Genomic DNA, 16,470 nt, shown 5'->3' with positions numbered 1-16,470 from the left:
GTCTTTTTTAAATAAATAGTACTTTGATAACTAAAAATTCTGTTGTTTTTCAGTTGACATACTACCGCAGGTCTTTCTTACGTGTTAATTTCTCCAGAGTATGTGTATATTATTCGTTTCACAGTATTTAAACCGTCATTATAGAGGGCGCATTTATAGAAAATAGAGTTGAATGATTGCAAATATATCATTTGCTATATTTGCAATTATAAAATTAAAGGAATCAAACTTTGCTTAAAATGTTAATCTTAGTACAATTTATATTATACGGACTAGCATTAAGGAGGTAATGAAATGCGACAATTTGCAAAACCTACAATCGTTGTAAGTAAATGTTTAGAGTTTGATGCTTGTCGTTATAATGGAGAGATGATTCCGGATGTAACAATACGAAATTTGCAGCCATTTGTTACATTTATACCTGTTTGGCCAGAAGTCGAGATTGGATTAGGGACTCCTCGTGAAACGATACGAATTGTAGAAGAAAATGGTGAGAATAGACTTGTGCAACCGTCAACACGAGAAGATGTAACTGAAAAAATGGAGCAGTTTTCAAATGACTTTTTACAAATGATATCGGATGTGGATGGTTTTATTTTAAAGAATCGTTCACCAAGTTGTGGTACGCGTGATGTGAAAATTTATTCTAGTTTTGAAAAAGCGCCAGCAAAAGGAAAGGGACCAGGCTTATTTGGCGGAGCAGTAATAAAAAAATTTTCGCATCTTCCTATTGAAGAGGAAGGCAGATTGTCGAATTTTATTATTAGAGAGCATTTCTTTACAAGGCTATTTACAATCGCATATTACAAGATGATTAAACATAATAAAAATATGAAAGATCTTGTATCGTTTCAGTCGGATAATAAATATTTATTTATGGCATATAATCAGGTGAAACAAAAGGAATTAGGGCGTATAATTGCAAATCACAAAAATGAAAAGATTGAAGTTGTATTTGAAAATTATGAGAAGACTTTATATGAATTATTTATGCGCACACCCCGCTATACATCAAATGTAAATGTATGTGAGCATATTTTTGGATACTTTAAAACAAAGCTGAAAAAACAAGAAAAAGATCATTTTTTAAATTTAATACAAAAGTATATAGAAAAGAAAATTCCGCTTAGTAGCTTACTTGCAATTTTAAAATCATGGGCTCTTCGATTTGATGAAAAGTATTTATTAAGACAAACATATTTCGAACCATATCCTGAAGCTTTAGTAGAGATTTCAGATTCAGGTAAAGGTAGAGATTATTAAACATAAAATTACATAATTCGACAAGAAAACTCCTATGTTGTTGTAGAACAATGTAGGAATTTTTTTGTGCATTAGTACAGAATCTGTTTTAAAATTAAATTATGACAGAATTATAACAATTATCTAACTAATGTTCTTGTCTTTTCATTCGTAATGTTTGTAGTAGAAACTCGCACGCTGTCGAAACTCAATATTCGATAAGGGGTGTGTAGCGGAATGGAATTTACTCTAACTCGCGAAAAACAAATGATTAAAGAAATGGTACGTGACTTTGCTGAAAAGGAAATCGCACCGAAAGCTGTGTATTATGACAAAACTGCAGAGTTTCCATATGAAACATTTCAAAAAATGGGCGAACTAGGATTATTAGGCATCCCATTCCCAGAAGAGTATGGAGGTTCAGGTGGCGATACAGTATCGTACGCGTTAGCAGTTGAAGAAATTGGTCGTGCTTGTGGTGGGACAGGATTAAGTTACGCTGCAACAATTTCATTAGGTGCTTCTCCAATTTATTATTTCGGTACAGAAGAACAAAAACAGAAATATTTAGTTCCAATGGCATCAGGCAAAACTTTAGGTGCTTTCGGATTAACTGAGCCGAATGCTGGATCTGATGCAGGTGGCACACAAACGAAAGCTATATTAGACGGAGACGAGTATGTTATTAGTGGTGAGAAGTGTTGGATTACAAATGCAGAGTATGCAAATACAATTATTGTAACCGCTGTCAACGGTGTTGAAGAGAATGGTAGAAAACGTATTTCTGCATTTATCGTACCGACTACTAGTGAAGGGTTAACGATTTCAAGCCCTTACGATAAGATGGGCGTACGTGCTTCTAATACTTGTGAAATCGTACTTGATGGTGTACGTGTACCGAAAGAAAATATACTTGGTGATGTAAATAAAGGATTTAAACAATTCTTATATACACTTGATGGAGGACGTATTTCAATCGCAGCATTAGCTGTTGGTATTGCACAATCTGCATTTGAACGTGCATTGCAATATGCGAAAGAACGTCAACAATTTGGAAAATCAATTTCTAATTTCCAAGCGATTCAATTTAAATTAGCTGATATGGCAACTGAAGTAGAGCTAGCGCGTAATTTAGTACATAAAGCAGCTTGGTTAAAAGATAACGATAAACCTTTCGGTAAAGAAGCGGCTATGGCAAAACTTTTCGCATCTGAAGCAGCAAGCCGTATTGCAAATCAAGCAGTACAAATTCACGGCGGATATGGCTATATGCGTGAATATGAAGTAGAACGACATATTCGTGATGCAAAACTATTAGAAATTGGTGAAGGAACTTCTGAAATTCAACGTCTCGTAATTGCTAGACATTTAGGATGTAGATAAAAAGGAGGAATCACTATGTTTCAAAAAATATTAATTGCTAATCGCGGGGAAATCGCAGTTCGTATTATGAAAACTTGTCAAAAACTTGGCATTCGCACTGTTGCTATTTATTCTGAGGCAGATGAAAATGCCTTGCATGTAAAAATGGCAAATGAAGCTTACTTAGTAGGTGGGCCACGTGTCCAAGAAAGCTATTTAAACCTTGAAAAAATTTTTGAAATAGCTAAGAAGACAAATGCTGAAGCAATCCACCCGGGGTATGGATTATTATCTGAGAATCCATCTTTTCCGGTTCGTTGTAAAGAAGAAGGAATCGTATTTATCGGTCCATCAGAAGAAATCATTACGAAGATGGGAAGTAAAATCGAATCACGTATTGCGATGCAAGCTGCAGATGTGCCAGTAGTTCCGGGTATTACTACAAATATTGAAACTGCTGAAGAAGCAATTGAAATTGCTAAACAAATTGGTTACCCATTAATGTTGAAGGCATCCGCAGGCGGCGGAGGCATTGGAATGCAGTTGATGGAAACTGAGCAAACGCTCACCAAAGCATTTGAAAGCAACAAAACGAGAGCACAAAACTTCTTCGGTAACGGAGAAATGTATTTAGAGCGCTATATTGCAGATGCACATCATATTGAAATTCAGCTTTTAGCAGATACACATGGTAACACAGTGTATTTATGGGAGCGTGAATGTTCAGTACAGCGCCGAAATCAGAAAGTAATTGAAGAAGCACCTTCACCATTTTTAGATGAAGGTACACGAAAAGCGATGGGTGAAGTTGCTGTACAAGCTGCCAAAGCTCTAGGGTATACAAATGCTGGTACAGTTGAGTTTCTAGTAGATGATCAGAAGAACTTCTATTTCTTAGAGATGAATACGAGATTACAAGTAGAGCATCCAGTTACAGAAGAAATTACTGGTTTAGATCTTGTAGAACAACAACTTCTAATTGCATGTGGTGAAAAATTATCGTTTACACAAGATGATGTAAAACGTAGTGGTCATGCCATTGAGGCACGTATTTATGCAGAAGATCCGAAAACTTTCTTCCCATCACCTGGGAAAATTACAAATTTAACGCTTCCGACAAATGTACGTATTGATCACTTTTTGGAGAATCAAGTAACGATTACACCTTTCTATGATCCAATGATTGCGAAAGTCATTGCTCATGGTGAAACGCGTGAAGAAGCAATTTCGAAATTACATGATGCTCTAGAAGAATTAAAAGTAGAAGGTATTAAAACGAACACGCCAATGCTGCTTCAAGTATTGGAAGATGATGTGTTCAAAAGTGGTATTTATACAACGGGTTTTGTAACGAAACAACTTGTTAAAAAATAAGATTTAACAATACTAAGGGGGAAAAAATGATGACGAAAGTATATGCATCGATGGCAGGAAATGTATGGAAGATTGTTGTAGGAGTAGGAGATACAGTAGAGGAAGAGCAAGATGTCGTCATTTTGGAATCTATGAAAATGGAAATTCCAATCGTTTCAGAAGAAGCTGGCACAGTTATGAAAATTAATGTGCAAGAAGGCGATTTTGTAAATGAAGGAGATGTATTACTAGAAATTGAATAGGGAGATATAGGGGGAAGCGAATTGAAACTACCTAATTTTGCTTTCATTAAAGAAGTCGGGCCACGTGATGGCTTACAAAATGAAAAAAAGATTGTTGGCACAAAAGATAAAGTAAAATGGATCCAACTACTTACAGAGGCGGGATTATCGTACGTTGAAGTTTCCTCATTCGTTCACCCTAAATGGGTCCCTGCATTAGCAGATGCAAATGATGTGTTTTCAGAGCTGAAAAGGGACCCAAATGTTACATATGCAGCGCTTGTTCCAAATCAAAATGGTTTGGAACGAGCTTTTTTGCAAAATGTAGATGAGGTGAATGTTTTTTTATCAGCAAGTGAATCTCATAATAAAAGTAATATTAATAAATCAATTAAAGAAGCATTAGTTGTAATTGAAGATATAACAAAACAGGCATTATTCGAAGGGAAAAAAGTAAGAGGCTATGTTTCTACTGTATTTGGATGTCCTTATGAAGGGGATATAAGCGTCATAGCAGTTGACGAATTATGTGATCAACTATTTTCATACGGCATTTATGAAGTGTCTCTTGGTGACACAATCGGAGTAGCAAATCCACTACAAGTAGAGCGAGTATTAGAGCATTTATTAAAGAAATATGATGGTTCGCAGTTTGCAATGCACTTCCATAATACGTACGGAATGGCTCTTGCGAATGTAGTAAAGTCTTTAGAATATGGTATTACAACATTTGATAGTTCTTGTGGTGGCCTTGGGGGATGTCCATATGCACCAGGAGCATCAGGTAATGTTGCAACTGATGACTTAGTTCATATGCTCCATAAGTTAGGTGTCCAAACGAATATTGATGAAGAGAAGTTATTGAGAGCGAGTCAATTTATTCAGAGTAAATTAAATATCCAATTACCGAGTCATGTGTATAGAGCGCTTCAACATAAAACGATAAGTAGGTGAGAAGATGCTACAATTACAAAACATTTCAGTTGATTATGTAACACCGCACGTTGTAAAGATTTCCTTAGATCGTGAAAGACAAGCAAACTCATTATCTTTAGCTTTATTAGAAGAGTTACAAAACATTTTAACTCAAATAAATGAAGAGTCAAATACTCGTGTAGTTATTCTAACAGGTGCTGGTGAAAAAGCGTTTTGTGCTGGTGCTGATTTAAAAGAACGTGCTGGCATGAATGAAGAACAAGTTCGCCATGCTGTTAGTATGATTCGCACTACTATGGAAATGGTTGAACAATTACCACAGCCAGTTATTGCTGCTATAAATGGAATCGCACTTGGTGGTGGTACGGAATTAAGTTTAGCTTGTGATTTTAGAATTGCGGCTGAATCTGCAAGTCTTGGTCTTACTGAAACTACACTTGCAATTATACCAGGAGCAGGTGGTACGCAGCGTTTGCCAAGATTAATTGGTGTTGGTAGAGCGAAAGAATTAATTTATACAGGTAGACGTATTTCAGCACAAGAAGCAAAAGAATATGGTCTAGTAGAATTTGTTGTACCACCTCATTTACTTGAAGAGAAAGCGATTGAAATAGCAGAGAAAATTGCTAGTAATGGTCCTATTGCTGTTCGATTAGCGAAAGAAGCAATTTCAAACGGTATTCAAGTTGATTTACATACCGGATTACAAATGGAAAAACAAGCGTATGAAGGTGTAATCCATACGAAAGATAGATTAGAAGGATTACAGGCATTCAAGGAAAAACGCACACCAATGTATAAGGGGGAGTAAATATGATAGATCAAAAAGAACAATCGAATACATTTGAAGAACGAGTTGAAACGATTAAACAAGGCGGCGCACCAAAATATCATGAACAAAACAAAGCGAAAGGTAAACTATTCGTTCGAGATCGCTTAGCTCTTTTATTTGATAATGGTGAATATGTAGAAGATGCATTATTTGCAAATTGTGAACAAACAGGATTACCTGCTGATGGTGTTATAACTGCAACGGGTAAAATACATGGTCGTACTGCATGCGTAATGGCAAATGATTCTACGGTAAAGGCTGGTTCATGGGGCGCACGTACAGTTGAAAAGATTTTACGTATTCAAGAAACGGCAGAAAAATTACGTGTTCCGTTATTTTATTTAGTTGACTCTGCTGGGGCGCGTATTACTGATCAAGTTGAAATGTTCCCAGGGCGCCGCGGGGCAGGAAGAATCTTCTATAATCAAGTGAAATTATCAGGTAAAGTCCCGCAAGTATGCTTATTATTTGGACCTTCTGCAGCTGGTGGTGCTTATATTCCAGCCTTTTGTGACGTTGTAATGATGGTAGAAGGAAATGCATCTATGTATTTAGGATCTCCTCGTATGGCTGAGATGGTTATCGGTGAGAAGGTAACTTTAGAAGAGATGGGCGGAGCTCGTATGCATTGCTCTGTATCAGGATGCGGAGATGTTTTATGTAAGACAGAAGAAGATGCGATTACACAAGCAAGACAATACATTTCATATTTTCCAAATAACTACTTAGAAAAGACTCCATTGGTTACACCTCAAGAACCGAAACAATTCGATAAAACGTTAGAAGAAATCATTCCAGAAAATCAAAATGCTCCTTTCAATATGAAAGATCTTATTAATAGAGTTATTGATGAAGGTTCTTTCTATGAAGTGAAAAAATTATTTGCTCAAGAACTCATTACAGGTTTAGCACGTATTGATGGTAAGCCAGTAGGTATTATTGCAAATCAACCGCGAATGAAAGGCGGCGTATTATTCCACGATTCAGCTGATAAAGCAGCGAAGTTTATTAATTTATGCGATGCATATCATATTCCGTTATTGTTCCTTGCAGATGTACCTGGATTTATGATTGGTACAAAAGTAGAACGTGCTGGTATTATTCGTCACGGTGCAAAAATGATTTCCGCAATGAGTGAAGCAACTGTACCGAAAATTTCTATCGTTGTTCGTAAAGCATATGGTGCTGGTTTATATGCGATGGCAGGTCCAGCCTTTGAGCCAGATTGCTGCCTAGCATTACCGACAGCTTCTATTGCGGTAATGGGTCCAGAAGCCGCAGTCAATGCTGTATATGCAAATAAGATTGCAGCTTTACCAGAAGAAGAGCGTGATAGCTTCATTGCTGAAAAACGCGAAGAGTATAAGAAGGATATTGATATTTACCATTTAGCATCAGAGATGGTCATTGATGGTATTGTTCATCCAAACAATTTAAGAGAAGAGTTAAAAGGACGATTCGAAATGTATATGAGTAAATATCAAGTATTTACGGATCGTAAACATCCGGTTTATCCAGTTTAAAAGCCCTATTTAGGGCTTTCTTGCTCAAAAAGTCAAGGAGGGGAAAACATTGAAACAAGCAGTTTGGTTTCCAACAGAAGAGTATAAAGAAAAAACGCGTTTATATGGTTGGATGAAATCATTGGGCTATGAAGATTATGAAACGTTTTATAAAAAGTCAATCGAAGAAACAGCTTGGTTTTGGGGAGAAGCTGAGAAAGCAGTTGGCTATCAATGGATGAAACCTTATACAGAAGTGCTAGATTTAGAAAATGGTACGCCGTTTGCACAGTGGTATAATGGCGGAACATGTAATGTTGTAGAATCGGTTTTATCACGCTGGCTTGCAGACGATGAAACAAGAACACAACCAGCACTTCAGTATGAAGGGGAAAATGGAACTTCAAAATCATTTACATATGAAGAGCTTGATAGCTGGGTAAGTCGCGTTGCAAACGGTTTGAAACATGCGGGTATTGAAAAAGGTGACCGTGTCACAATTTATATGCCAATGATTCCAGAAACAGTTGTTGCGATGCTAGCTGTAATGAAAATCGGAGCAATTATTTCACCAATATTCTCAGGATTTGCGTCTGATGCAGTCATGACACGCGTGCAAGCGGCAGGATCTAAAATGATTATTACTGCAGATGGTTTTTCACGCCGAGGTAAAGTTGTTTCATTAAAAGACGAAGTAGATAAGGCTTGTGAGCATTGTCCAACTGTTGAAAAAGTTGTTATCGTGCGTCATGCAGGAAATGATTTTACACCGCATAATTATGATTTCTCATGGAGTACGTTAGAAAAAGAAAAGCCATTTGTACATGCTGAAGAAATGCATAGTGATGATCCATTAATGCTCATTTATACATCAGGTACAACTGGAAAACCGAAAGGGACAGTACATACTCATGCTGGATTTCCCTTAAAGGCAGCTTTTGATGCGGGGTTCGGAATGAATATTAAACAAGGTGACCGCGTATTATGGGTAACAGATATGGGATGGATGATGGGACCATTTTTACTATTCGGTTCTCTTATTAATGGAGCAACGATGGTTATGTATGAAGGTGTTCCGGACTTCCCAGAGGCAGATCGTTTATGGGAGACAGTTGATAAATATAAAATTACACATCTCGGTATATCACCAACATTAATTCGTGCGTTAATGGCAAAAGGTGATGAGTATGTAAATAAACATTCGCTTAAGAGTTTAGAAGTATTCGCCTCAACAGGTGAGCCTTGGAATCCAGATCCTTGGATGTGGCTATTTGAAACGGTTGGAAAAAGTAATGTACCAATTTGTAACTATTCAGGCGGGACTGAAATTTCTGGTGGGATTTTCGGAAACGTCCTTATTAAACCAATTGCACCGATTAGCTTTAACGCTTCTTTACCAGGAATGGCAGCGGTTGTGCTCGATGATCAGGGCAATCCGATTCGTGATGAAGTTGGAGAATTATGTTTAGAGAAACCTTGGGTTGGTATGACGAAAAGTTTCTGGGAAGATGATGAGCGTTATGTGAACACATATTGGTCACGTTTTGAAAATAAGTGGGTTCATGGTGACTGGGTTGTTTATGATGGTGAACAATATATTATTACAGGACGCTCAGATGATACGCTAAACATTGCTGGAAAACGCATTGGACCTGCTGAATATGAATCTATTCTTGTGAAGCATAATGATGTCATAGAAGCTGCTGCGATTGGTGTACCAGATGATGTAAAAGGTGAAGTTTGTCATTGTTTTGTAGTATTAAGAGACAATGTAACATTCTCAGGTGAATTAAAGAAAGAATTAATGAGTTTAGTAAACTCTCATATTGGAAAAGCATTATGTCCAAAAGATATTCACATTGTAGAAGATTTACCGAAAACGCGTAATTCTAAAGTAATGCGACGTGTCATTAAAGCTGCTTATTTAGGGAAAGAATTAGGTGATTTATCGTCACTTGTGAATCCTGAGGTAGTTCCGTTTATTCAGGGGTTGCAGTCTAGTAAATTATAAAACTCGGAATGAGCTCTATTTAATTAGAGCTCATTTTTGTATTTACTAATATAAGTGAAGAGTAGAAGATAAAAAGAAGAGTGGAAATATTAAGGTGGAAAAGTGAGGAAACGGAAGATGGAAGTTAAACAATGAGACGGTTTATATATCTAACTTTTTAAGTATTTTGTATGTCTAAAATGACTAATATAAAGGGAATTCCACTTCTCTTAAAAATTTATAAATCTAATTAAGGTTGAGTTATGTTCGTTGTAATGCAACTAGCTAAAAACTTATCATTAAATGTAATTGAGCCTTCAACGGTGAATGGCATTTTAATTGTTAGGTTCTTACTCATATAATCAAATCCAATTTCCTGTTCACATTCGCCGTAATTGATCGAAGAAGATATTAGTGTGCCAGATAAAATATTGTAAACAATGGTTAAGCAAACTGGCTGAGTTAATCCTGGTAAAACACAAGGCATTGTATTTTAACCTCCTTTTCTATTAATAGGAAATGAAATGTAGGGGGGTTCGATTTTGGGGAAGAGTTAATAAATTAGGTTAAAGTGTAGAAATAAAAAATATTGTACAACATGTTTTAAATTGTAAATTTAATATGGAAAAAAAGTTTAGGTTTTGTTTATTAATTTAGGAGGGTGAGAGAGGAAGTAGAAGTTATACTTCTATTTCCTCTGAAAAATTACTTGGACTAAGGTTGAGTTAAATTCGTTGTAACGCAACTTGCCTGGAATTTGTCATTGAATATAAGAGTACCTTCACCAGTAAATGGCACTCTAATAACTAGATTCTTACTAGTATAATCGAATTCTGTTTCTAGAGTACAACTTCCACAATCAACAGTAGAAGATATTAGTATACCCGATGAAACATTATAAACAAGCGTTAAACAAAGAGGCTGTATTAAACCTGTAACAATACAAGACATTCTATTTACACCTCCTATGCTACTTATTAATAATAGTAAATGTAAATAGGATAACTTTTGAAACGGTAAATGCGGAAAAATTACAACAAATAGATAGAATATTTTTTGGTAATAGAAAGAAAGTTTTGAAGTAGATTTAAATAGTAATTTGATAGATCTTTCTAAAAAAATAGCTTTAACTCATATTTTCTATAGATACATACTGGAGTCAAATTATTGGAGGCCAGTTTAAAATTTTTAAATACAATTACTAAAGAGATTTTTTTGGGAATTGTACATAAATGAAGGGTTTAAATTAAAGGTAGAAACGGTAATGGATTAGTTTTTAATTAAAATAAAAAGATTTAGTACAAAAGTTTGTTTTTTCTTTTCTATGTTTTTGCCTCATACACTTTGAAGCTAGTGGACATACTATATTAATAGAAATGACTAGGGGGTGAGATTTTGGGATCTCGTTATAGTAATTCTAGAAAAAAGTGTTCATGTAAACAGTGTTCAGGCAAACAGGATGATTGTTGGGATGTTTTTGAAGAGTGTAAAAAAGAACATGAAGAGCAAAATAAGGCATGTGACTGTTGCTGTGTACAAGGAATTAGAGATGAGCTGAGAAAGTTAGTAAACAGATCAGTGCGTATTACAACAGGAACTAATAATTATGCAGGAACTGTTTCTTCAGTTACTTGTGATGTTGTAAAGCTTGCTAATAGTGCTGGCGTAGTTACAGTAATTATTTCAGTTTGTAAAATTGAAGCGATTGAACCATTGTTAACATAGGAAACATAGCATAATTAGGTTATGTTTTTTGTAAAGCCATTCTTATGAATGGCTTTATTTTCATTTCGTATAAAAGGAGAATATATTCTATATATAGAAATAAGTTTGAGGATATATAGAATGGTGTATGAAAGGAGAATGGAGTTGATTAAATTAGAATCCTTAAAAAGATCCGATTTCAAACAATTAATAAATTGGATTGATTCCGAAGAATTTTTAATACAATGGTCAGGAAATGCATTTACATATCCTTTAAATGATCAACAATTAGAACAATATATAGAAAGTACAAATACACTTGCATTCAAAGTAATAGATGAAGAGAGCAAAGAAGTAATTGGTCATATTTCACTTGGACAAATAGACAATATAAATAAATCTGCAAGAATTGGAAAAGTACTAGTTGGTGATACGAAAATGCGAGGACGTTCTATAGGGAAACATATGATGAAAGCAGTACTTCATATTGCATTTGAAGAATTAAAACTACATAGAGTAACACTTGGTGTTTATGATTTTAATACGTCCGCCATTTCTTGTTATGAAAAAATAGGATTTGTAAAAGAAGGTTTATTAAGGGATTCAAAAAAAGTAGGGGAAACGTATTGGAATTTATGGGAAATGAGTATGTTAGAATATGAATGGAGAGCTAAAATATAATTGTTTTCTATAATTATGTTAATTAAAAGGGGATTGGGGGAAAATGATGAATAAAAAGACGAAAATCATTACAATTGCAGCTGTTTCAGGAGGAGGTAAAACTACTGTTACAGAAGGGTTAACTCATAAGTTAATGAATTCAAAAGCACTATATTTTGATAGCTACACCTTTGATAATTGTCCTGCAGATATTTGTAAATGGATTGATGATGGAGCAAATTATAATGAATGGGTACTCACACCATTAATTAAGGATATTCAGCATCTTATACGAGATAGTAATGTAGATTATATTATTTTAGATTATCCTTTTGCATACTTAAATAGTGAAATGCGACAATTCATTGATGTAACCATATTTATCGATACACCTTTAGATATTGCGATGGCTAGAAGAATTTTGCGAGATTTTAAAGAAGATGCAATGAGTGAAATACATAATGATTTAAAGCATTATATAACATATGCTAGAAAAGCCTATTTGGAGGCGCTTCATACTGTAAAGCCAAATTCAGATATTGTTTTGGATGGAGCTTTATCTATAGATGAAATAATTAATCAAATTGAAGAAGAACTTTATCGGAGAGAAGTGATCGTTCATGGTTAAATGTATAGAGGAATATGTACAAGTTGATGATTTTAAAATGTATTCAAAAGTATTTCAAGGAAAGAAGTTGTAGCCTGTTTCAGCGAATTTAATTGGGAGAGGACTATAGATTTAGAAAACGGCTTGCACTGTAAATGCAAGCCGTTTTTTATATATAAGAAGATTTCCTAGTTGAAATCCTCGGATTTTCTTTGACGTATATGTAAGAACATTAAAATTGTTATAATGAAGAAAATCAACAATGTTTGTATAATCAAATTTTTAAACTGAAGCAAAACTGCCCAAGATGTAACAGCATCTTTAAAAGCTTGGAGTGCAGAGTATGAAGAAGGATCAAAGCCGTACTGAAGTAACTTTTTTGTTTCAATAAAAGTGCTGTTTTCATTTTCGGCGTCTAATATTACTGAAATAAGTCTAGTATCTCCTCGTTTTGCTGTACTGACAAAACTATAATTACCATTAGTTGAAAAACTAGTTTGTAAGCTATCAACACCTTGGTGTTTAATGTTTTTATTAAGGGAATATATCATTTTATTGGTGTTGAAAACTTTCGTATCTTTGAAGGTGAACTGGTAAGAGGTTAGTTTTGTAACGTTCAGTACATCTGGAAAGTCTGTTACTAATTGTGTTGCTAGTTTAGCAACTTCAATTGCTGTTGTAGTTGAAAGTTTATTTGTATCGTTATTCATTCCAGTAGCGTTTAGAAACGGAGATGATTGTGATAACTTTAGGTGTTTTGCTTTTTCATTCATTAACTGTGTGAATTTATCTTCGTTTCCAGCGATATGTTCTGCAAGGGCAAGTGCGGAACGATTATTGCCTGTTAGTAACAATGCATGTAGTAAATCACGAACCGTCGTTTTATCTTTCGAAGTTACTTGTATAGGACTCGTTTCTGCTCGGAAAACTTCGTTACTTATTTGTACTACTTCATCTAACTGTATAGTTCCTTCATTTAGTTGTTCCAGTGTGATATATTCAGTCATTAATTTAGATAAAGTAGCCGATTGTATAGGAGTTTCTTCATTTTTTGTATAAACAACTTCACCTGAATGAGCATCTATTAAAATAGCTGATTTAGCTTGAATAATTGGGCCATTTACATAAAGATAAAAATATAAAACGATAAGTGCAGTAATAACAAAAGATAATAATAAAATTGTGAATTTTTTTAAGAATTGCATAAGCGATCCTCCTATTATGACATCGATAATAATATTGTAAAAAGGAATGCTTAATTAGGAAGAAAGAAAAGGTAAAGAATTTCTAAAGAATTATAAAGGATTATTAAATTTTGGATGTTACTGGAAAATAAAAGGTCCAATTTCTTATATCGTAAGAAATTGGACCTAAAATTAAGCTGTATTAACATTTATATGGTTGTAGTTTTACAGTGAATGTTGTTTTTTTGTCATCACTATACACTTCAATTGTTCCTTTATGCAATTCGACAATACTCTTTGCAATTGCCAATCCGAGTCCAGATCCACCAGTGTTTGTAGAGCGCGATTTCTCAACGCGATAAAAACGTTCGAAAATATGAGGTAAATCGGTACTTGGAATAGGTTGGCCGTAATTGGTTATATCGATTGCAATCATATTATTACTTTCATAGGCAGTAATATCAATATAATCACCATCGTTACCGTAAGCGATAGCATTAATAATTAGATTTTCAAATACGCGTACTAATTTGTCTCCATCAGCTAATACCATTAACTTCTTTGATGGGAAAAAGGGGCGACAATCAATATTAGCCTCTTGAAGCTGTATTCGAAATTGAACGGTTAATTGTCCGAGAAGTTCTACAATATCAATAGGGACAGAATATAAACTTAATTCTTTATTTTGAACACGTGTATATTCAAACAAATCATTCATTAATGCATTAAGACGAGTTACTTTATCGTAAATGACTTGTATATAATGCCGTAATTCTACTTCATCTCTATAATTATCATGGTGGATTAAATTCACGTATCCAACTATAGAGGTAAGTGGAGTACGTAAATCATGCGATACATTTGTAATAAGTTCGCTTTTTGCTTGTTCTGCCTGTCTTTCTTCATCAATCGAGACTTTCAATTGTTCAACAATTTGATTAACCCCGCTTGCTAACTCTTCTAGATAATTATGGTTTACGATAGAAACTTTATGATTGAAGTTTCCATTTGCAATATAGCGAATCTCTTCTATCATTTTTTTTATACAAGTTTCATAGTAAAGCTTTCTTTCATGACGATAAAAAATGTATAGGTAGGATGAGAAAATAGAAAATAAAAATAAATAAGAGACAATCATCATCCATAGAGATTCTTTTATTCCTTTATATTTTTCATAACCAAAAATTCTAATGAATTCTTTACCAAGTTCGCTTAACGTAAGCGAACTCTCAATTACACTCGTAACGAGGCGATATATAATTAATTCAGTAATAGGAGTGAGTGTAATAGCTAATAAGAGCCAAAAAATAAGTTTCCATTTCGGGATATCTTTTAATATATCAAATGCTTCATTTCTCAATTTTATAGCCTACTCCCCAAACGGTATGAATAAATTTTTCTCCGTTCATTCCTGTTTCAAGCTTATCTCGTAAATTACTAATGTGGACCATTACAGTTTTATTTGAACCATAACCATCTTCATTCCAAACACGTTCAAATATTTCTTCAGAACTAAATACTCTTCCTGTATTACTCGCAAGTAAATATAAAATATCAAATTCAATAGATGTAAGCTTAATATATTCGCCATTTACTTTCACGGTATGATTATGTTTGTGTATTTCAGCAGAACGAATGCGAATCATACCATCTTCATTCTTTTGGGAAGTGGCATTTTGGAAAGATGATCGTCGTAGCAAAGCTTTCACTCTAGCTACTAATTCTAATGGATTAAATGGTTTAATCATATAATCATCAGCGCCTGTCATAAGTCCTAATATTTTATCCATATCTTCTGCTTTTGCACTCAGCATAAGAATAGGTACAGTATTATTTTCACGAACTTCTTGGCAAACTTCCAATCCATTTCGTTTTGGCATCATAATATCCAAAATCATAAGGTCAACTTCATATGTAGAAATCATTTGTAATGCTTCATCGCCATCATATGCTTTATAAATGTTATAGCCTTCATTTCGTAAATAAACAGCAAGTAATTCAACAATTTCTTTATCGTCATCAATAATTAATATATTTTTATTCATTATGTAGTTCCTTTCCTTACAAATCATTAACATTACTATAATATCAAACATTTATGTACTTGTAGCGATGATTCTGTATAAAATTTCATGTAACGTATTAAAAAAGGGATTACAACATTTATAACGAATACAAATAAAAAAGATATTTAAATACAACGTTATATTGAAAGTTAGGAAGAAGGGGACATACTACGATGTTATATAAGGATATATATTCATTTACTCCAACTGGAAAGATTGAAACTGATATAAAAGCTTTTCTATTAAAATACAATAAAGAAGTTACATATAAACATTCAATTCGAGTGGCAAATGAGTCTCGTAAAATTGCGGTTATGTATCATGTAAATGAAGAAAAGGCAACAATTGCGGGATATTTACATGATATTAGTGCAATTTTTCCAAATGAAGTACGGATTGTAGTTGCTGAAGAATTCGGAATAGAGATATTAGAAGAAGAACGAAAATTTCCAATGATTATTCATCAAAAACTTTCTAGAGTACTCGCAAAAGAGATATTTAAAGTGCATGATGAAGAGACTTTAAATGCAATTTGTTGCCATACGACACTGCGTAAACATGCAACGAAGATGGATTTAGTGTTATTTGTTGCTGATAAAATAGAATGGGATCAAAATGGGACACCACCATACTTAGTAGAAGTAAAAAAGGGGTTAGAAAAATCTTTAGAACATGCAGCTTTTGCATATATTTCATATTTGTGGGATAGAAAAGACACGTTGAAAGTTTTACACCCTTGGCTAGAAGATGCATATTGGCAGTTAAAAGAAATTGTAGAGTAGAAAGAATA

General features: G+C 34.2%; 16 protein-coding genes and 1 pseudogene. 13 read left to right on the top strand and 4 right to left on the bottom strand.

What is annotated here, in order from left to right; translation table 11 throughout:
* Positions 1-294 precede the first annotated feature (294 nt).
* The 8 genes from PDQ33_RS09935 (at position 295) to PDQ33_RS09900 (ending at position 9,480) form a co-directional block, all read left to right on the top strand.
* Positions 295-1,263: a YbgA family protein gene (locus PDQ33_RS09935; RefSeq protein ID WP_270755436.1), complete on the top strand. Its 969-nt coding sequence runs from the start codon at positions 295-297 to the stop codon at positions 1,261-1,263.
* Positions 1,264-1,479: 216 nt separating this feature from the next.
* Positions 1,480-2,625 (top strand): acyl-CoA dehydrogenase, encoded by a 1,146-nt coding sequence (locus PDQ33_RS09930; RefSeq protein WP_000397274.1) that lies wholly within the window; start codon positions 1,480-1,482, stop codon positions 2,623-2,625.
* Between the two features lie 15 nt (positions 2,626-2,640).
* Complete coding sequence (locus tag PDQ33_RS09925; protein WP_270394050.1) at positions 2,641-3,978, top strand: acetyl-CoA carboxylase biotin carboxylase subunit; 1,338 nt, start codon at positions 2,641-2,643, stop codon at positions 3,976-3,978.
* A gap of 26 nt (positions 3,979-4,004) precedes the next feature.
* Positions 4,005-4,220 (top strand): acetyl-CoA carboxylase biotin carboxyl carrier protein subunit, encoded by a 216-nt coding sequence (locus PDQ33_RS09920; RefSeq protein ID WP_001985297.1) that lies wholly within the window; start codon positions 4,005-4,007, stop codon positions 4,218-4,220.
* Between the two features lie 21 nt (positions 4,221-4,241).
* A complete protein-coding gene (mvaB, locus tag PDQ33_RS09915; protein WP_061130504.1) occupies positions 4,242-5,153 on the top strand; it encodes a hydroxymethylglutaryl-CoA lyase in 912 nt (303 codons plus the stop codon).
* A 4-nt stretch (positions 5,154-5,157) separates the two neighbouring features.
* On the top strand, positions 5,158-5,946 hold the full coding sequence (locus PDQ33_RS09910) for an enoyl-CoA hydratase (RefSeq protein ID WP_000939789.1): 789 nt from the start codon (positions 5,158-5,160) through the stop codon (positions 5,944-5,946).
* A 2-nt stretch (positions 5,947-5,948) separates the two neighbouring features.
* Positions 5,949-7,490, top strand: a complete 1,542-nt coding sequence (locus PDQ33_RS09905) for an acyl-CoA carboxylase subunit beta (RefSeq protein ID WP_000566937.1) — start codon at positions 5,949-5,951, stop codon at positions 7,488-7,490.
* A gap of 49 nt (positions 7,491-7,539) precedes the next feature.
* Entirely contained in the window at positions 7,540-9,480 is a 1,941-nt protein-coding gene (locus PDQ33_RS09900; RefSeq protein WP_000806465.1) for an AMP-binding protein, read from the top strand.
* A gap of 229 nt (positions 9,481-9,709) precedes the next feature.
* Here PDQ33_RS09900 and PDQ33_RS09895 read toward each other — a convergent pair whose 3' ends face one another.
* A complete protein-coding gene (locus tag PDQ33_RS09895; protein ID WP_270755443.1) occupies positions 9,710-9,946 on the bottom strand; it encodes a hypothetical protein in 237 nt (78 codons plus the stop codon).
* Positions 9,947-10,854: 908 nt separating this feature from the next.
* On the opposite strand from PDQ33_RS09895, the gene exsK reads away from it, so the two are divergent.
* The 4 genes and pseudogenes from exsK to PDQ33_RS09875 form a co-directional block, all read left to right on the top strand.
* Entirely contained in the window at positions 10,855-11,184 is a 330-nt protein-coding gene (exsK, locus tag PDQ33_RS09890; RefSeq protein WP_000535712.1) for an exosporium protein ExsK, read from the top strand.
* 120 nt (positions 11,185-11,304) lie between these two features.
* Positions 11,305-11,844, top strand: coding sequence for a GNAT family N-acetyltransferase (locus PDQ33_RS09885; RefSeq protein ID WP_002163646.1), 540 nt, complete (start codon positions 11,305-11,307; stop codon positions 11,842-11,844).
* Between the two features lie 46 nt (positions 11,845-11,890).
* On the top strand, positions 11,891-12,451 hold the full coding sequence (locus tag PDQ33_RS09880) for a hypothetical protein (protein WP_002163645.1): 561 nt from the start codon (positions 11,891-11,893) through the stop codon (positions 12,449-12,451).
* Positions 12,444-12,518, top strand: a pseudogene (locus PDQ33_RS09875) (alpha/beta hydrolase); the annotation flags it as partial. The gene PDQ33_RS09880 and the pseudogene PDQ33_RS09875, both read left to right, overlap by 8 nt.
* 100 nt (positions 12,519-12,618) lie before the next feature.
* Here the strand turns inward: PDQ33_RS09875 and PDQ33_RS09870 are convergent.
* From PDQ33_RS09870 to PDQ33_RS09860, 3 genes are all read right to left on the bottom strand, one after another.
* Positions 12,619-13,635, bottom strand: a complete 1,017-nt coding sequence (locus PDQ33_RS09870) for a D-alanyl-D-alanine carboxypeptidase family protein (protein ID WP_270394049.1) — start codon at positions 13,633-13,635, stop codon at positions 12,619-12,621.
* 181 nt (positions 13,636-13,816) lie between these two features.
* On the bottom strand, positions 13,817-14,974 hold the full coding sequence (locus PDQ33_RS09865; RefSeq protein WP_001243301.1) for a sensor histidine kinase: 1,158 nt from the start codon (positions 14,972-14,974) through the stop codon (positions 13,817-13,819).
* Positions 14,964-15,659 (bottom strand): response regulator transcription factor, encoded by a 696-nt coding sequence (locus PDQ33_RS09860; RefSeq protein WP_001038815.1) that lies wholly within the window; start codon positions 15,657-15,659, stop codon positions 14,964-14,966. The genes PDQ33_RS09865 and PDQ33_RS09860 overlap by 11 nt, the downstream gene beginning before the upstream one ends.
* Positions 15,660-15,853: 194 nt before the next feature.
* Between PDQ33_RS09860 and yqeK the strand changes: the two genes are divergently transcribed.
* Positions 15,854-16,462 (top strand): bis(5'-nucleosyl)-tetraphosphatase (symmetrical) YqeK, encoded by a 609-nt coding sequence (gene yqeK, locus PDQ33_RS09855; RefSeq protein WP_000965871.1) that lies wholly within the window; start codon positions 15,854-15,856, stop codon positions 16,460-16,462.
* Positions 16,463-16,470: the final 8 nt, after the last annotated feature.

The sequence above is a fragment of the Bacillus cereus group sp. Bc031 genome, from assembly GCF_027716265.1.
GTDB classification, from domain to species: domain Bacteria; phylum Bacillota; class Bacilli; order Bacillales; family Bacillaceae_G; genus Bacillus_A; species Bacillus_A paranthracis.
This window is presented reverse-complemented; position numbering and strand designations above follow the sequence as displayed.